The organism is Sphingobium soli (genome assembly GCF_020782245.1).
Taxonomy (GTDB): domain Bacteria; phylum Pseudomonadota; class Alphaproteobacteria; order Sphingomonadales; family Sphingomonadaceae; genus Sphingobium; species Sphingobium soli.
Genome location: NZ_JAJGNP010000018.1, coordinates 32993 through 48710 on the forward strand (window position 1 = coordinate 32993; position 15718 = coordinate 48710).

Genomic DNA, 15718 nt, shown 5'->3' on the forward strand with positions numbered 1-15718 from the left:
GAGATGGACCCGATCCGCATCGCGATCGTCGGCATCGGCAAGATCGCGCGTGACCAGCATGTGCCGGCCATCCGAGGCAATGGTGCGTTCAGCCTGGCCGCAACCGTCAGCCCGCATGATGCGGGCCTGCCCGGCGTGCCCCATCATGCCAGTCTGGATGCGTTGCTGGCGCAGGGGCCGGCGGTGGATGCGGTCGCCCTCTGCACCCCGCCGCAAGTCCGCTATGATCTGGCCGCGCAGGCGCTGGGTCGCGGCGCGCATGTGTTCCTGGAAAAGCCGCCCGGCGCCACGCTCGCTGAAGTGGAAGCGCTAAAAGCCCAAGCGGACAAGGTCGGCGCGACGCTGTTCGCGGCATGGCACAGCCGTTTTGCCGCCGGCGTCGCCCCCGCCCGCGCCTGGCTGGCCGAGCGCCGCATCGACAAGGTCTCGATCGTCTGGCGGGAGGATGTGCGCGTCTGGCATCCGGGGCAGGCATGGATCTGGCAGCCGGGCGGGCTTGGCGTGTTCGACCCCGGCATCAACGCCCTCTCCATCGTCACGCACATATTGCCCCGCCCCTTCTTCCTGAAGGACGCGACTTTGGTCCTGCCGGAAAACCGCGCCGCGCCGATCGCCGCCGACATCGCCTTTCGCGACACGGCGGGCGCGCCGATCCTTATGGATCTCGACTGGCGGCAGACCGGACCGCAAAGCTGGGACATTGTCGTGGATACCGATGCCGGCGCGCTCAGGCTCAGTCAGGGCGGCGCGGTGCTGACCCTGCCCAGCGGGACCGAACATGGCGAAGATATCGAATATGCAGGACTCTACAGCCGCTTTTCCACGCTGATCCGTGGCGGCCGCAGTGACGTCGATACAGCGCCGCTACGGCTGGTCGCCGACGCCTTCCTGCGTGGCCGCCGCGAGACCACCGACCCTTTTCACGACTGATTGCAACAGGAGAGGACCGACATGATCAGTTATTTGCGCCGCGCGACCGCCGCGCTGCTGCTGGCGACGAGCGCGCTGGTGGCCCCGGCCATTGCCGACACCGACGGCACGCCGACCAGTGCGACCATCCACGCCGACACGCCCGGCCCGGTCTATGACCGACGAATCTTTACCCAATTTGCCGAACATCTGGGCAATGGCATCTACGGCGGCCTGTGGGTCGGCAATGACAAATCCATCCCCAACACCAACGGCTTTCGCAACGACGTCGTCGCGGCGCTGCGCAACCTGTCCGTGCCCGTCATCCGCTGGCCCGGCGGCTGTTTCGCCGACGAATATCACTGGCGCGAAGGCGTCGGTCCCAAGGCGAAGCGCCCGGTCAAGGTCAACACCCATTGGGGCGGCGTGACCGAGCCCAATAGCGTGGGCACCGACGAATTTTTCGAATTGCTGCGTCAGGTGGGGGCGGAAGCCTATGTCGCGGGCAATGTCGGCAACGGCACGCCACAGGAAATGGCGGAGTGGGTCGAATATATGACTGCGCCCGCCGGCACCCTGGCGGAAGAGCGCGCGAAGAACGGGCATAAGGAACCCTATGCGGTGCCCTATTTCGGCATCGGCAATGAACTATGGGGCTGCGGCGGCAATATGCGCGCCGAATATGCCGCCGACGTGACCCGCCGTTACGCCACTTTTATCAAGGCCCCGCGCGGCACAAAAATCCTGAAGATTGCGGCCGGCGCCAATGTCGATGACTATAACTGGACCGAAACGATGATGCGGGTCGCGGCCGACCAGTTGGACGCGCTTTCGCTCCATTATTACACTCTGCCCCAGGGCGGCTGGCCTCCCAAGGCCGATCCGGTCAATTTCGGCGAGACCGAATGGGCCGACACCCTGGCCAAGGCCGTCCATATGGACGAGCTGATCACCAAGCATGTCGCGATCATGGACAAATATGATCCCAAGAAGCGGGTCTTCCTGGCGGTCGATGAATGGGGCACCTGGTATGCGCAGGACCCCGGTACGCATCCCGGCTTCCTGCGCCAGCAGAATACGCTGCGCGACGCGCTGGTCGCCTCGATCCATCTCGACATTTTCGCCAAGCATGCCGAACGCGTACGCATGACCGCCATCGCGCAGATGGTGAATGTGCTTCAGGCAATGATCCTGACCGACGGCAAGAAGATGGTGCTGACCCCCACCTATCATGTCTTCGAAATGTACAAGCCGTGGCAGGACGCAACTGTGCTGCCGATCGAGCTTGACACGCCATGGTATGGCAAGGGGCAATTCACCATGCCGGCAGTGAGCGGTTCGGCCGTGCGTGGCAAGGACGGCAAGGTGCATGTCGGCCTGTCCAACCTGGACCCGAACCAGCCCAACACAGTGACGGCGAAGCTGGACGGCCTCAACGCCGCGACGGTGGCCGGCCGCATCCTGACGGCGTCGGCGATGAATGCGCACAACAGCTTCGATGCGCCTGAAACGATCAAGCCCGCGCCGTTCACCGGGGCGCAGGTCAGCGGCGGCACGCTCAGCGTCACCCTGCCGCCCAAATCGGTCGTGGTGCTTGACCTGCAATGACAGTTTGGAGCGGGCGGATGGTGGAATCGCCGCCCGCTCCATCCCCTTTGTCGCCGCTCCATGGCGGGGCGGCGGCACGCATCTGAATGAAGGAGAGGCCGCCATGGTCCGATCGATCCTCTGCGCCTGGGCGGGTCTTGCCCTTCTCGCCGCGCCGGCCTGCGCGCAATCCTCCGCCGATGCCGCCGACGCGTCGCTCAACAGCCGCTTGGCGGGCGACCTTACGCCAACCCATGACCCGGTCATCATCCGCGAAGGCGGCATCTATCATGTGTTCAGCACTGGCCACGGCAAGCGACTGATCGAAACGCGCACCTCCACCGACCTTGTCCACTGGAAAGCCGGCGACCCCGTCTTCACTGCCCTGCCCGCTTGGGCAAGTCAGGCGATTCCAGGCAGCAACGGCATGTGGGCGCCCGACATCAGCTTCGTCGATGGTCGCTATCGCCTCTATTATTCGGTCTCGACCTTCGGCTCCAACCGGTCGGCGATCGGCCTTGCCACCTCAAAGACGCTGGATCGTGCTTCGCCCGACTATGGCTGGCGCGACGAAGGGATGGTGGTCCTGTCGACGAAGGAAGATGATTACAACGCAATCGACCCCAATTTCATCATCGACCGGCAAGGACGTCACTGGTTGACGCTGGGCAGTTTCTGGACCGGCATAAAGCTGTTCGAGCTCGACCCGAAAACCGGCAAGCCCAAGGATCCGGAGGCCAGGCCCATCAGCATTGCCCGCCGCCCGGCGCCGGCCGGCGGCCCTGCTCCGGTAGAAGCGCCCTTCATCATCGACCATGGCGGTTATTACTGGCTGATGGTCAGCTATGATTATTGCTGCAAGGGCGTGAACAGCACATATTATACCGTGATCGGCCGATCGAAGGAGATCACGGGCCCCTATGTGGGGAGGGATGGCAGCAAGCTAATGGAAGGGGGCGGAACCATCTTCCTGCGCGCCGATCTTCAGGAACAGCAGCGCTGGCGCGGCCCGGGTCATGCCGGCTGGCTGCATGACACGGACGGCAAGGACTATGTCGTCTATCACGCCTATGACAAACAGGCGGACGGCGCGCCGACCCTGCGCATCGCGCCGGTGGCATGGGGGGCTGACGGATGGCCCGTGGCACAATATTGATCCTTATTAGTCTGACTTAACCGGAGAAACCTGATGTCTTTCGCCCTGTCCCGTCGCGGCTTCATCGGTAGCGCTGCCGCCCTGTCGGCAGCGCCGGCCGCAGTGCGTGCGGCCAAGGCCGACGCCGCCGCCCCGGTGCCCGTCAACCCACTGGTCAAGAACCGCGCCGATGCGCAGATTTTCCGTCACGAAGACGGCTATTATTACATGACCGGCTCCGTGCCTGAATATGACCGGCTTGTTCTGCGCCGCTCCAAGACCATCGCCGGTCTTGCGACAGCCAAGGAAGCGGTGCTGTGGCGGCATGAAGCCAGCGGGCCGCGCTCCGGCTTCCTCTGGGCGCCCGAACTGCATCAGATCGACGGCGTCTGGTATATGTATTTCGCCGCTGGCCCGAGCGGCGGCGGGGACGACGTGTTCCGCATCCGCACCTATGCGGTGGTGTGCGACGGGGCCGACCCCATGACCGGGAAATGGCGCGTCTTGGGCGAATTGCAGACGCCGTGGGACAGCTTCAATCTCGATTCCACCATCTTCGTCCACAAGGGCGTGCGCTACATGGCCTGGGCGCAGCGCGAACCCGGCATCGACACCAATTCCAATCTCTATATCGCCCCAATGAAGACGCCGCTGACGTTCAGCGCCCAACCCGCGCGGCTCACCATCCCGACGCTCGACTGGGAAGTGCGCGGCTACAAGGTGGCGGAGGCGCCCGCGATCCTTCATCGCAATGGCCGCCTGTTCATGACCTATTCGGCCAGCGCGACCGATGCGCGCTATTGCCTGGGGTTGCTGACCGCCGACGAAAATGCCGATCTGATGGACCCCAAAAGCTGGACCAAGTCCAAGCAGCCGGTGTTCGTCACCAATTCCCAGACCAGCGTCTATGGCCCCGGCCACAACAGCTTTACGGTCGACGAACAGGGCCGCGACATGCTGGTCTATCACGGCCGTGACTATGAGGAGATCAAGGGCGACCCGCTGTTCAACCCGGACCGCCACACCCGGGTCCAGCGCCTCTATTATACGGCCGATGGCACGCCCGATTTCGGCGTGCCGGTGGGCAATGGCCCCCTGCCCGAGCGCTTCGTGTCCGCCGCGAACCCGGCCGCGTTGCTGGCGCATGAAGGCACGCGCCTGATCGGCGGCAACCCATCGCTGGCGCAGACGCAGTTCCGCCAGACGAAGGGTCGCGCAGGCAAGGACAGCATCATGCTCTCGCCCATTCTCATGCCGGACCATTATCTGGTCGCTGCCAAGGATGGCACCGTGACGCTGCAACCCGACAGCAAGAGCGCGGACTTTTCGCTGCGTAGCCAGTTTGTGCGCCTGGAGGAAAAGGGGCAGGGCCTGCTGCGGTTCGCCGCCGTCGCCGCACCGGGCAAGGCCATCGGCATGGTCGATGGCCAGGTCGCCCTCGTTGCCAGCCGCGACAACTCCGCCTATTGGCGGGCGGACTGACAATCCACTAAGTCAGACAAACGGCCATCATTCAGAATGCCGGCGGTCCCAAAGGTCGCCGGCTTTCTACATAGTTGTGCGGTCTTCCGTCCCGCTTTCAGCCCAATATGCAGCATAAATGTCACTGACCCAGGCCATCCTACATAGTGGGCCGATTTTCCGCTTGCGCTTCATTTGTCGGAGCAATAATTAGTCGGAGTAATCGAAACATGGGCATGGCGTATGCGCCAGCCCCTTGGGGAGGATATCCGATGGCTTTGAAGTCCGTCATTTTTGGTTCCACATCCATGGTTGCGCTGATGCTGGCGGGTGCCGCGCAAGCGCAGACCGTGCCCGACTCCGCCGCCGCGCCGCAGGCGGACGATGAGGTCAACGAAATCGTCGTGACCGGCGTGCGCGCGTCGATCGTGGGTGCGCTGAATGTCCGCAGGGAATCAACGCAGATCGTCGATTCGATCGTGTCGGAAGATGTCGGCAAGCTGCCCGACAATAATGTTGTCGAAGCGCTTCAGCGCGTGACCGGCATTCAGGTCACCGATCGTGCGGGTGGCGAGACAGCGACGATCACCATTCGTGGCCTGACGGATCCGCTTACCACCCTCAATGGCCGCAATATCTTCACAGCAGCAGGCACATCCTTCGCGCTCCAGGATATTTCGGCGAACCTTGTCAGCCGTGTCGACGTCTACAAGACCCGTTCGGCCGACCAGCTGGAAACCGGCCTGGCCGGCCAGATCGACGTGCAGACCCGTCGCCCGCTCGACTTTGATGGCTTCACCATCTCCGGTCTCGCGCGCGGCATTTATTCCGAACTGGCGGACAAGGTGAACCCCAACGTGGCGCTGCTGGTCAGCGATCGTTGGGAAACCGGGATCGGCGACATCGGCATCCTGGTGAATGCCAGCTTCACCCGCGCTGAATATCGCAACCAGAATCTCCAGGCCGGCGCGATGGTGCCGTTCGCGACGGAAAATCCGCCAGAAGGATCTGGCCTCACTCCGCTTCAGCGCATCTTCCCGGGCGATCGCAACCAGAACTGGACGCCGGGCCTCGATGCTGGCCTGCCTACCGCGCCGGGCTCCACGCTTAACATCAATGGCGTCGAGACACCCTATTATCTCTCGCGCGACGCCGTCATCGCGTCGGACCTCTACGGCAAGCGCGAGCGGCCATCGATCAACGCCGCGCTGCAATGGGCGCCCAATGACAGCTCGGTCTACACCGCCGAAGTCTTCTACACCGGCTTCCGCGGCGAAACATTCAACAGCCTGCACTTCAGCTTCGCCGACTGGTGGGGCGACCTGCCGGCCGACGTGGCGAACAGCTTCGAGCTGTATGACGGCACGAACATCATCAAGTCGCGCCGGATGGGCTCGGTCGCCGGCTTCAACAGCGGCGACATGGCAACCAATCGCACGGACAGCTATGTCTATGCCCTGAACGCGAAATGGGACGTCGGCTCGCAAGGTAAGATTTCCGCTGACGTCGCCTATCAGGACAGCAAGAACGAAACCTCCTTCTTCGCCATCCGCACCGATCGCGGTCCGCTTGATCTGGATGTCGATTTCAATGCCGGGGGTGGCTTGCCCGCTTACAGCTTCGGCAATCAGGATGTGCTGACGGACGCGAGCCAGTGGACCGTTGGCAACCTGTTCGACAGCGGCACCAAGAACACCGGCAGCGCGCTTACGCTCATGCTGGATGGCGAATATAAGTGGGACGAAGGCTTCCTGCGCCGCATCAAGGCGGGCTTCCGCTACGATGATCGCAAGGCCGACAGCTTCGTCCGCGATCAGGGCGCCGGCGGGCTGGGGGTGACTCTGGACGCCTTTGGCGAAGGCACGCCCTTCACCAACAGCGGTTTCTTCGATGGCCGCGCCGACATTCCCACCAGCTGGGTGCTGGCCGATCCGCGCAGCATGAACAAGGACGCCGTTCGTCAGCTGTATCGCGCCGTCGAGCCGGGCCTTCTGCTATCGGACCAGATGACGTTCGGGCGCGTGTTCAGCATCAACGAATCCAACCTTGCCGCCTATATCCTTGCAGATGGGGAGTTGGAGCTTTTCGGGCGGCCGCTCCAGCTTCAGGCCGGCGTGCGCTTCGTCGCGATCGACACGCTGTACGACTATTTCGATCGGGGCAATGATTTCGCCCGGACGACGGTGTCGACGGGGTCGGAGAAATTCCTGCCGTCCTTCACCGCGCGCTACAATATCACCGACAATCTGCGCATTCGCTTCAATTACGGGGAAACGCTGCGCCGTCCCGCCTTTGGCGATCTCAATCCAAATCTCTCGCTGACCGGCGATTTGTCGCGTATCGGATTCGGCACGGGTTCGGCGGGCAATGCCAATCTGCGGCCCACGCATTCGAAGAATATGGACTTGGCGCTCGAGTGGTATTTCGAACGCAACAGCGCGATTTATGTGACGGCGTTCCAGCGCAAGATCGACGGGCTGGTCGTCCCGCTGACTGTGCGCGAATTCATCCCGAACAACTATCTGCCGCGCAACGAAACCTATACCGAATTCTTCAATATCACGCGTCCGGCCAATGCCTCCGACGGGACGCTCAAGGGGCTGGAAGTGGGGCTGACCTATTTCCCGTCCTATCTGCCCAGCGTATTGAACGGCCTCGGCTTCACGGGCAGCGCGACGATCCTGGATTCCGAACAGACCATCCCGGTCGTCAACAACGCAGGTGAGATCACCGGCACCACCAAGTCTGCCTTCTTCGGCGTGTCGAAGCTCTCCTACAATGCGACGCTCGCCTATGATAATGGTCCGATCGGCGCGCGTCTGTCCTATATCTGGCGCAAGGGCTTCCTGAACAACAATGAAGGTCGGTCTTTTGCGAACCCGATCGGCTTCTGGCGCGCGCCGGAAAAGAGCCTGGACTTCCAGCTGACCTGGAACGTCAATGACGACATCGGCATCACCTTCGACGCCGTCAATCTGACCAAGGCCAAGCAGCAGAATTACTATAAGTTCGGCGACGTCGGCAATCCGACGGAATTCAACAGTAGCACGCTGCTGATCGACCGCACTTTCGCCTTGGGCGTTCGCTTCAAATTCGACTGAGTGCCCGGCAGGGCGCGGTGTCTCCTCACCGCGCCTTGTCTCCATGGCGGTCGGTCCGGGAAGTCTCTCCAATTCCCGGACCGGCCGCCATTTTATTTGGCGGAAAGTTGTTTTGCGCACGCCCCGGCCGCTCGCCGGGCGGCATCGGCTCGCTCAGCTATCGACGCTGATCACCCCGCGGCGGATCTGGTCGAGTTCGATGCTTTCGAACAGGGCCTGGAAATTGCCGTTGCCAAAGCCTTCATTGCCCTTGCGCTGGATGATCTCGAAAAAGATCGGGCCGAACATATTCTCGGTGAAAATCTGGAGCAGGATGCCCTCGCTTTCGATATCACCGTCGATCAGGATGCGGTTCCGGCGCAGCCGTTCCAGATCCTCGCCATGGCCGGGCACGCGCTTGTCGACCAGTTCATAATAGGTTTCGATCGTATCCTGCAGCCGCACGCCGCGCGCGCGCAGCTTTTCCACCGTGTCATAGATATTGTCGGTCGTGAGCGCGAGATGCTGGATACCCTCGCCATGATAGTCGCGGATGAACTCCTCGATCTGGCTCTTGTCGTCCTGGCTTTCATTCAAGGGAATGCGGATCGCGCGATCGGGCGCGATCATCGCCTGGCTGGTGAGGCCGGTCGCCTTGCCCTTGATGTCGAAGAATTTCTGCTCCTCGAAATTGAAGAGCGTGCGGTAGAATTCGCTCCACACGCGCATCTGGCCGCGCTGCACATTGTGGGTCAGGTGATCGAGCAGGTCCAGCCCGACGCTGTTGGCCGCTTCCTTGTCGCGCCAGCCGGGCATCTCCGCCCAATTGGCATACAGATCCTCGCCATCCTTGATGAAATAGAGATAGGCGCCGCCAATCCCTTCGATCACCGTGTCATCCTCTTCCGTGGCCTTGGCCCCATGATCGAGCGCCCAGGCAAGCGCGGCCTGCGGATCGGCCACACGGAACGCCATGGCGCTGGCGGACGGTCCATGCACCCCGCGAAAGGCAGCAACCCGCCCGGCATCGTCCCGGTTCAGCATCAGGTTGATGCGCCCCTGCTTGTAACGGGTGATATTCTTGGTCGGATGACGATGGGTCGCGGTAAAGCCCAGCGCCTCGAACTGCGCGGCCATGGCGTCGGGATCGGGCGAGGTGAATTCGACGAATTCAAACCCGTTGAGGCCCAGCGGGTTGGTGGATGCAGCGTCGGGCTGCTGGTCCAGCATGGTGGCGGTCATAAAGGCTCCTCTTCCTTCTGTCTGGCATAGGCCTGAGTGCCGCGCGTCAGCACACGGTCCTCAGGCGCGATGGTATCGGTGTCATAATCAGGCAGCGCGACGAGATCGGCGTAGAGCGGGGCGAAATCCGTCTGCGTCGTTTGCGCCAGCAACTGCTCGAAACTGTCGATGACGAAATAGCTCTGCTGGAAATCGTCGATGCGATAGCGGGTGCGCATGATCCGTCGCAGGTCAAAGCCGATGCGGTTGGGTGACGGGTCCTCCAGCGCGAAATGCGATTCGGCGTTGGATGACACGATCCCCGCGCCATAAAGGCGCAAGCCCGCATCCGTCTGGATCAAGCCGAATTCGACCGTATACCAGTAAAGCCGCGCCAGCTTCGCGATGGCGCCCATTCCGTCCGCGCGCAGTCCGCCGCGGCCGTAGGCCTGCATATAATCGGCGAACACAGGGTTCGCGAGCAGCGGCACATGGCCGAACACATCGTGGAAGATATCCGGTTCCTGAAGATAATCCTCCTGCGCGGGCGTGCGGATGAACCGGCCGGCCGGAAAGCGCCGATTGGCAAGATGATCGAAAAAAACGCGGTCGGGCACCAGTCCCGGAACCGCAACCACTTCCCATCCCGTCGCCGCGCGGAGCCGTTCGTTGAGCGCCCCGAATTCAGGGATGCCTGGCCGGTCCATGCGCAAGATACCCAGGCCCTGAAGGAATTCGGGCACCACCCGCCCCTCCAGCATCGCTGCCTGCCGTTCGAACAGGCGGTCCCACATTGCGTGGTCATCCTCGCTATAGGCGTCCCAGCCCTGCATAATTGTCCAGTCGGCACCAGCGCCGATGGGCGGGTTTTCGGCATCCATCTCCATCGCCACACCATCGCAGATCGCCGGCGAAAATGCTTTTCAAAATTCCTGTGAGGCAAGGGCAAGACGTAAGGATTTTTCATGATATAGCAGTTTTATGACGAATTCATCCGCCCTGGACCCGCTTGACTGCCGCATTCTCGCAGAGTTGCAGCGTGACGCCACGCTCAGCAATGCCCAACTGGCGGAGCGGGTGGGCAGCACCGGGCCGTCCTGCTGGCGGCGCGTCCGCGCCATGCAGGACCAAGGCCTGCTGCGCCGCGCAGTCTGGATCGCCGACCCCCATGCCCTGGGACAGGGCGTCATCGTTTTGTGCCATGTGCGGATGAGGGAATTTTCAGCCGAAGCCATCGCCGCGTTCGAGGATTTCGTGCGCGCCCACCAACAGGTGATGGAATGCTATTCGATGTCGGGCGAATGGGATTATCTGCTCCGCGTCGTCGCCTCCGACGTCGCGGACTATGAACATTTTCTGATGCGCACCTTGCTTAAACATCCCTCGGTCGCAGGCGCATCGTCGCAATTCGCGCTCTCGACCACCAAATATGAAACGGCGCTGCCGGTACGCTAAGCCGGGATTTTACTCTTGCTCCCGTCCTGTTACCATGCACAAAGCTTGCCAGCCGCCCAATGGCTGCCAATCTATGCGCGCGAACCCATGGCTCGCCAAGGATGACAGGATGCACGACGTGACAGTTCAGGACCGGCCGACCCCGGCCCACCCCCTCGCCCCGCAGGAAGTGGGCGATGGCCTGTCCGTGATCTCGATCGCGAAAAGCTATGACAAGCGCGTTGTCCTGTCCGACGTGTCGCTGACCGTGGGCAAGGGCGAAGTGGTCGGCCTGCTCGGCCCCAACGGCGCGGGCAAGACGACCTGCTTCTATTCGGTGATGGGGCTGGTGCGCCCCGATCGCGGCCGGATCGTGCTGGACGGGCAGGACATCACTGGCCTGCCCATGTATCGCCGTGCGATACTGGGTCTGGGCTATCTGCCGCAGGAAACGTCGATCTTCCGGGGCTTGAGCGTGGCGCAGAATATCAGCGCGGTGCTGGAACTGGCCGAACCGGACAAGGCGGCCCGCGCGGCGCGGCTGGAGCAGCTGCTCGATGAATTCGGCCTCACCCGACTGCGCGATTCATCGGCCATGGCGCTGTCGGGCGGTGAGCGTCGCCGCTGTGAAATCGCCCGCGCGCTGGCGGCTAATCCCTCGATCGTGCTGCTCGACGAACCCTTTGCCGGTATCGACCCCCTGTCGATAGCCGACATTCGCGATCTGGTGAAGGACCTCAAGAATCGGGGCATCGGCGTTCTCATCACCGACCATAATGTGCGCGAAACGCTGGAAATCGTCGATCGCGCCTGCATCATCTACGGCGGTCAGGTGCTGTTTGCCGGCAATCCGACCGAACTGGTCGCCAATACTGAAGTCCGCCGCCTGTATCTGGGCGAAAATTTCCAGCTGTAACATGGGGCGGGGGCGGCCTTTCCTTCTCGACCGGGCGCTCGCCTGATGGCGCTGGGGCCGCGCCTCGACATTCGCCAGAGCCAGTCTCTGGTCATGACGCCGCAATTGCAGCAGGCGATCAAGCTGCTGGCGCTGTCCAATCTGGAGCTCGACGCCTTTGTCGCGGGCGAACTGGAAAAGAACCCGCTGCTCGACACCGGCCCAGATGATGCGCCTGTCGCGACCGATGGCATCGACCGGACTGTCGAGGCCCCGACGCTGGCGGCCGAAAGCGGAGCGAGCGACGATCTGATCGCGCAGGGCCTCGGCGCGGCCGACAGCCCGCTCGACGTCGATCATGGCGCGGAAACCTTCATCGACGATGGTCCGGGCGACCGGATCGCGTCGGCGCTGGGCACCGGCGGGGGCATGGAGCCGATCGGCGGCGGCTATGCCGAGGATGCACCCGACTTTGACAGTTTCGCTGCGCCCGACAGCAGCCTTCAGGAACATCTGATGGATCAGGCGCGCGCCGCCATGTCAGGCATGGACCTGCTGATCGCATCGCAGTTGATCGGCCAGATCGACGAGGCGGGCTATCTGGAGGCGAACCTGCTGGCGACCGCCCATGGCCTGGGCGTGCCGCTGCATCAGGTCGAACGGGTGCTTGGCGTCATTCACGGCTTTGACCCCACGGGCGTAGGCGCGCGATCGCTCGCCGAATGCCTCGCTCTGCAAGCCAAGGAGGCGGATCGTCACGACCCCTGCGTGGCGCGGCTGCTCGCCAATCTCGACCTGCTGGCCAAGGGTGCCCTCCCCCAGCTGCGCCGCATCTGCGGCGTGGATGAAGAGGACATGGCCGACATGATCGCCGAATTGCGCGGCTATGACCCCAAGCCCGGCCTGCGCTTTTCCGCCTCCACCGCCGCCCCGGTAACGCCCGACCTCTTCATTCGCCCCGCCAGCGACGGCTGGGCGATCGAAATCAACAGCGCCACCCTGCCCCGCGTGCTTATCAATCGCAGCTATTATGTCGAACTGTCGACCGGCAAGCAGGACAAGGATAGCAAGGCCTGGCTGGCCGACTGCCTAGCCAGCGCCAACTGGCTGGTGAAGGCGCTCGACCAGCGGCAGAAGACGATCGTCAAGGTGGCGAGCGAGATCCTGCGCCAGCAGGAAGGCTTTTTCCAAAAAGGCGTCGCGCACCTAAAGCCCCTGACGCTCAAGGCCGTGGCCGATGCGATCGGCATGCATGAAAGCACCGTCAGCCGCGTCACATCGAACAAATATCTCTCCTGCCCGCGCGGCCTTTACGAGCTCAAATATTTCTTCACGAGCGGCGTGGCGGCGGCCGGCGGCGACGGCGCGGTGTCGGCCGAAGCGGTCAAGAGCCATATCAAGGCGCTGATTTCGGCCGAAGATCCGCAAGCGATCCTGTCCGACGACACGCTGGTCGATATGCTGCGGGCCAAGGGCATGGATATTGCCCGCCGCACCGTGGCCAAATATCGCGAAGCCATGGGTATTGGGTCGTCCGTGCAGCGCCGCCGGCAAAAAGCGCTGAAGGGCAAGGCAGCCTGACCCTTTCGGTAAGGCGGTGCCCGCGCCGGAAGGGCGGGCATGTTTTGTCATGCGCTCCGCTCTAGCCCTTGCCTCCCCCAGCCGCTAAGGCCGCCCGATGGCGCGCGACATTCCCACGCTTCTCCACGATATCTTCGGCTTCACCGCCTTTCGCGGGGTGCAGGAACAGGTGGTCGGCCGTGTCATGGCGGGCCGCCCGACGCTGGCCATCATGCCGACGGGCGCGGGCAAATCGCTCTGCTACCAGCTTCCCGCCGCCGCGCTCGATGGCTGCTGCATCGTCGTGTCGCCGCTGATCGCCCTGATGCACGACCAGTTGCGCGCCGCCAATGCGGTGGGCCTGCGCGCCGCCAGCCTCACCAGCGTGGACGCCGATTGGCGCGAAACGCAGGACCGGCTGCGCAGTGGCGATCTCGATCTTCTCTACGTCGCGCCCGAACGCGCCAGTCAGGAGTCGTTCCGCAACCTGCTCCGCTCGGCAAAGATCGCGCTTTTCGCCATCGACGAAGCCCATTGCGTGTCCGAATGGGGCCATGATTTTCGCCCCGACTATCGCCTGCTACGCCCGCTGCTCGACGAATTTCCGCAAGTCCCGCGCCTTGCCCTCACTGCGACGGCGGACGCGCATACGCGCGCCGACATTCTGGTCCAGCTTGGTATTCCTGAAGACGGCCTTATCATCTCGGGCTTCGACCGGCCCAATATCCGCTACGCCGTCCACTCGCGCGAGGGGCTGACGCGCCAGCTTGCCGATCTGCTCGCCCAGCATCCCGGCCCCGGCGTCGTCTATGCTCAGACCCGCGCCGCGACCGAAAAGCTTGCCGAGACGCTGGGGCGCGGCGGGCGAGCCGTGCGCGCCTATCATGCCGGCATGGACCCTGCGACCCGCGCCGCCAATCAGGCCGCCTTCATCGCCAGCGAGGATATGGTGATGGTCGCCACCGTCGCCTTCGGCATGGGTATCGACAAGCCCGATGTCCGCTTCGTCGCGCATGCAGGCCTGCCCAAATCGATCGAGGGCTATTATCAGGAATCGGGCCGCGCCGGTCGCGACGGGGAACCGGCGGTCGCACATCTTTTCTGGGGGGCGGAGGATTTCGCCCGCGCGCGCCTGCGCATCGCCGAACTCGAACCCGCGCGTCAGCAGGGGGAGCGCGCCCGCATCGCGGCGCTGGGCGCGCTGGTCGAAACCGCGACATGCCGCCGTGCCATCCTGCTGCGTCATTTTGGCGAAAGCCCGCCGCCCACCTGCGGCAATTGCGATAATTGCCTGTCGCCCCCGGCCAGTGTCGACGCAACGGAGACGGCGCGCAAATATCTGTCCGCGGTCTACCGCACCGGGCAGAGTTTCGGCGCGGGCCATATCGAAGCGGTGCTGACCGCCGCCGCCAACGACAAGGTGCGCGAACGCGGCCATGACCGCATTTCCGTGCATGGCATCGTCAGTGGAGAAGAAATGGCGTTGCTGCGCCCGGTGCAACGCGCCTTGCTGGTCCGCGACGCGCTGGAAACGACCGAGCATGGCGGGCTGATGCTCGGCCCCAATGCCCGCCCGATCCTGCGCGGCGAGGAGGAAGTGCGCATCCTGGTGCCGCCAAAGCGCGAACGGCGCGGCCGCCGCAATGCCCGCAACGGCGCCGACGCCAACCCCGTGGGCGATCCGCTGTTCGACGCCCTGCGCGCCTGCCGCCGCGAACTGGCGCAGGACCAAGGCGTGCCGCCTTATGTCATCTTTCATGATTCCACGCTGCGTGAAATGGCCGAACAGCGCCCGGCCAATATCCGCGAACTCAGCCACATCAGCGGTATCGGCCAGAAGAAGCTTGACGCCTATGGCGACGCCTTTCTGGCGGCAATTCGCCCGTTCCTATAGACCCAGGCAACGCAGCCGCACCATCTCCGCCGCGCCCTCTGGTGAAGCAAAAGCCTTGCCAGCGCGGCCATCGAAAGGCATCGCTCTGCCGCAGAAGGAGAAGCCCCATGTTCCGCACGCTCACCGACCGCATCCTCGTGTCCTCGCAGATCAGCGTGGAGCAAGTCGCGGAGGCAAAAGCGCAGGGCGTGACGATGATCGTCAACAATCGTCCCGACGACGAAGAACCGGGGCAAATCAATGGCGCGGAGATCGAGGCGGCTGCGCTGAAGGCCGGCATCGACTATGTCGCCGTGCCGGTCGCCCATGGCGGCTTTGCCCCCTGGCAGCTCGATGGCATGGCGCAGGCGCTGGATCAGACAGGCGATGGCAAGATGCTGGCCTACTGCCGGTCGGGCACGCGCAGCACGCTGCTCTGGGCACTTACCCGCGCGCGGGCCGGGGATCACCCCGATGTGCTCGCGGCACAGGCAGCGGCAGCGGGCTATGACATCAGCCCGGTGCGCCAGATTATGGACGCGCTCAAACCGCAATAAGCGGGC

General features: G+C 63.5%; 12 protein-coding genes. 10 read left to right on the plus strand and 2 right to left on the minus strand.

The features are described 5' to 3' along the window. Positions 1-3 precede the first annotated feature (3 nt). The 5 genes from LL253_RS16710 (at position 4) to LL253_RS16730 (ending at position 8193) form a co-directional block, all read left to right on the plus strand. A complete protein-coding gene (locus LL253_RS16710; protein ID WP_228227909.1) occupies positions 4-930 on the plus strand; it encodes a Gfo/Idh/MocA family protein in 927 nt (308 codons plus the stop codon). 21 nt (positions 931-951) lie between these two features. Continuing rightward, positions 952-2517 (plus strand): alpha-N-arabinofuranosidase, encoded by a 1566-nt coding sequence (locus tag LL253_RS16715; RefSeq protein WP_228227910.1) that lies wholly within the window; start codon positions 952-954, stop codon positions 2515-2517. A gap of 103 nt (positions 2518-2620) precedes the next feature. Further along, a complete protein-coding gene (locus LL253_RS16720) occupies positions 2621-3652 on the plus strand; it encodes an arabinan endo-1,5-alpha-L-arabinosidase (protein ID WP_228227911.1) in 1032 nt (343 codons plus the stop codon). Between the two features lie 33 nt (positions 3653-3685). Continuing rightward, complete coding sequence (locus LL253_RS16725; RefSeq protein ID WP_228227912.1) at positions 3686-5113, plus strand: glycoside hydrolase family 43 protein; 1428 nt, start codon at positions 3686-3688, stop codon at positions 5111-5113. A 251-nt stretch (positions 5114-5364) separates the two neighbouring features. Continuing rightward, the gene (locus tag LL253_RS16730) at positions 5365-8193 is read left to right on the plus strand and encodes a TonB-dependent receptor (RefSeq protein WP_009822843.1); all 2829 of its coding nucleotides are present in this window, start codon (positions 5365-5367) and stop codon (positions 8191-8193) included. Between the two features lie 153 nt (positions 8194-8346). Here LL253_RS16730 and hppD read toward each other — a convergent pair whose 3' ends face one another. Both hppD and phhA read right to left on the minus strand, forming a co-directional pair. Then, positions 8347-9414 carry a 4-hydroxyphenylpyruvate dioxygenase gene (gene hppD / locus LL253_RS16735; RefSeq protein ID WP_228227913.1) on the minus strand — a complete coding sequence of 356 codons (1068 nt, stop codon included), beginning with the start codon at positions 9412-9414 and terminating at the stop codon, positions 8347-8349. Further along, complete coding sequence (gene phhA, locus LL253_RS16740) at positions 9411-10280, minus strand: phenylalanine 4-monooxygenase (protein WP_228227936.1); 870 nt, start codon at positions 10278-10280, stop codon at positions 9411-9413. Before phhA ends, hppD begins: the two co-directional genes overlap by 4 nt. Positions 10281-10374: 94 nt before the next feature. Here phhA and LL253_RS16745 point away from each other — a divergent pair, with 94 nt between their 5' ends. The 5 genes from LL253_RS16745 to LL253_RS16765 all read left to right on the plus strand — a co-directional run bounded on the left by LL253_RS16745 (position 10375) and on the right by LL253_RS16765 (position 15712). Further along, on the plus strand, positions 10375-10848 hold the full coding sequence (locus tag LL253_RS16745; RefSeq protein WP_228227914.1) for an Lrp/AsnC family transcriptional regulator: 474 nt from the start codon (positions 10375-10377) through the stop codon (positions 10846-10848). Positions 10849-10957: 109 nt separating this feature from the next. After that, complete coding sequence (gene lptB / locus LL253_RS16750; RefSeq protein WP_037543555.1) at positions 10958-11743, plus strand: LPS export ABC transporter ATP-binding protein; 786 nt, start codon at positions 10958-10960, stop codon at positions 11741-11743. A 45-nt stretch (positions 11744-11788) separates the two neighbouring features. Next, a complete protein-coding gene (gene rpoN, locus LL253_RS16755; RefSeq protein WP_228227915.1) occupies positions 11789-13303 on the plus strand; it encodes an RNA polymerase factor sigma-54 in 1515 nt (504 codons plus the stop codon). 97 nt (positions 13304-13400) lie between these two features. Next, the gene (recQ, locus tag LL253_RS16760; protein ID WP_228227916.1) at positions 13401-15176 is read left to right on the plus strand and encodes a DNA helicase RecQ; all 1776 of its coding nucleotides are present in this window, start codon (positions 13401-13403) and stop codon (positions 15174-15176) included. Positions 15177-15283: 107 nt separating this feature from the next. Beyond that, positions 15284-15712: a TIGR01244 family sulfur transferase gene (locus tag LL253_RS16765; RefSeq protein ID WP_228227917.1), complete on the plus strand. Its 429-nt coding sequence runs from the start codon at positions 15284-15286 to the stop codon at positions 15710-15712. Positions 15713-15718: the final 6 nt, after the last annotated feature.

Excerpts from the sequence above, each read along its gene's own strand:
- LL253_RS16715 (WP_228227910.1), top strand. The coding sequence starts at position 952 with ATGATCAGTTATTTGCGCCGCGCGACCGCCGCGCTGCTGCTGGCGACG.
- recQ (WP_228227916.1), top strand. The coding sequence starts at position 13,401 with ATGGCGCGCGACATTCCCACGCTTCTCCACGATATCTTCGGCTTCACC.
- LL253_RS16725 (WP_228227912.1), top strand. The coding sequence starts at position 3,686 with ATGTCTTTCGCCCTGTCCCGTCGCGGCTTCATCGGTAGCGCTGCCGCC.
- phhA (WP_228227936.1), bottom strand. The coding sequence starts at position 10,280 with ATGGAGATGGATGCCGAAAACCCGCCCATCGGCGCTGGTGCCGACTGG.
- LL253_RS16765 (WP_228227917.1), top strand. The coding sequence starts at position 15,284 with ATGTTCCGCACGCTCACCGACCGCATCCTCGTGTCCTCGCAGATCAGC.
- hppD (WP_228227913.1), bottom strand. The coding sequence starts at position 9,414 with ATGACCGCCACCATGCTGGACCAGCAGCCCGACGCTGCATCCACCAAC.
- LL253_RS16720 (WP_228227911.1), top strand. The coding sequence starts at position 2,621 with ATGGTCCGATCGATCCTCTGCGCCTGGGCGGGTCTTGCCCTTCTCGCC.
- lptB (WP_037543555.1), top strand. The coding sequence starts at position 10,958 with ATGCACGACGTGACAGTTCAGGACCGGCCGACCCCGGCCCACCCCCTC.
- LL253_RS16745 (WP_228227914.1), top strand. The coding sequence starts at position 10,375 with ATGACGAATTCATCCGCCCTGGACCCGCTTGACTGCCGCATTCTCGCA.
- LL253_RS16710 (WP_228227909.1), top strand. The coding sequence starts at position 4 with ATGGACCCGATCCGCATCGCGATCGTCGGCATCGGCAAGATCGCGCGT.
- rpoN (WP_228227915.1), top strand. The coding sequence starts at position 11,789 with ATGGCGCTGGGGCCGCGCCTCGACATTCGCCAGAGCCAGTCTCTGGTC.
- LL253_RS16730 (WP_009822843.1), top strand. The coding sequence starts at position 5,365 with ATGGCTTTGAAGTCCGTCATTTTTGGTTCCACATCCATGGTTGCGCTG.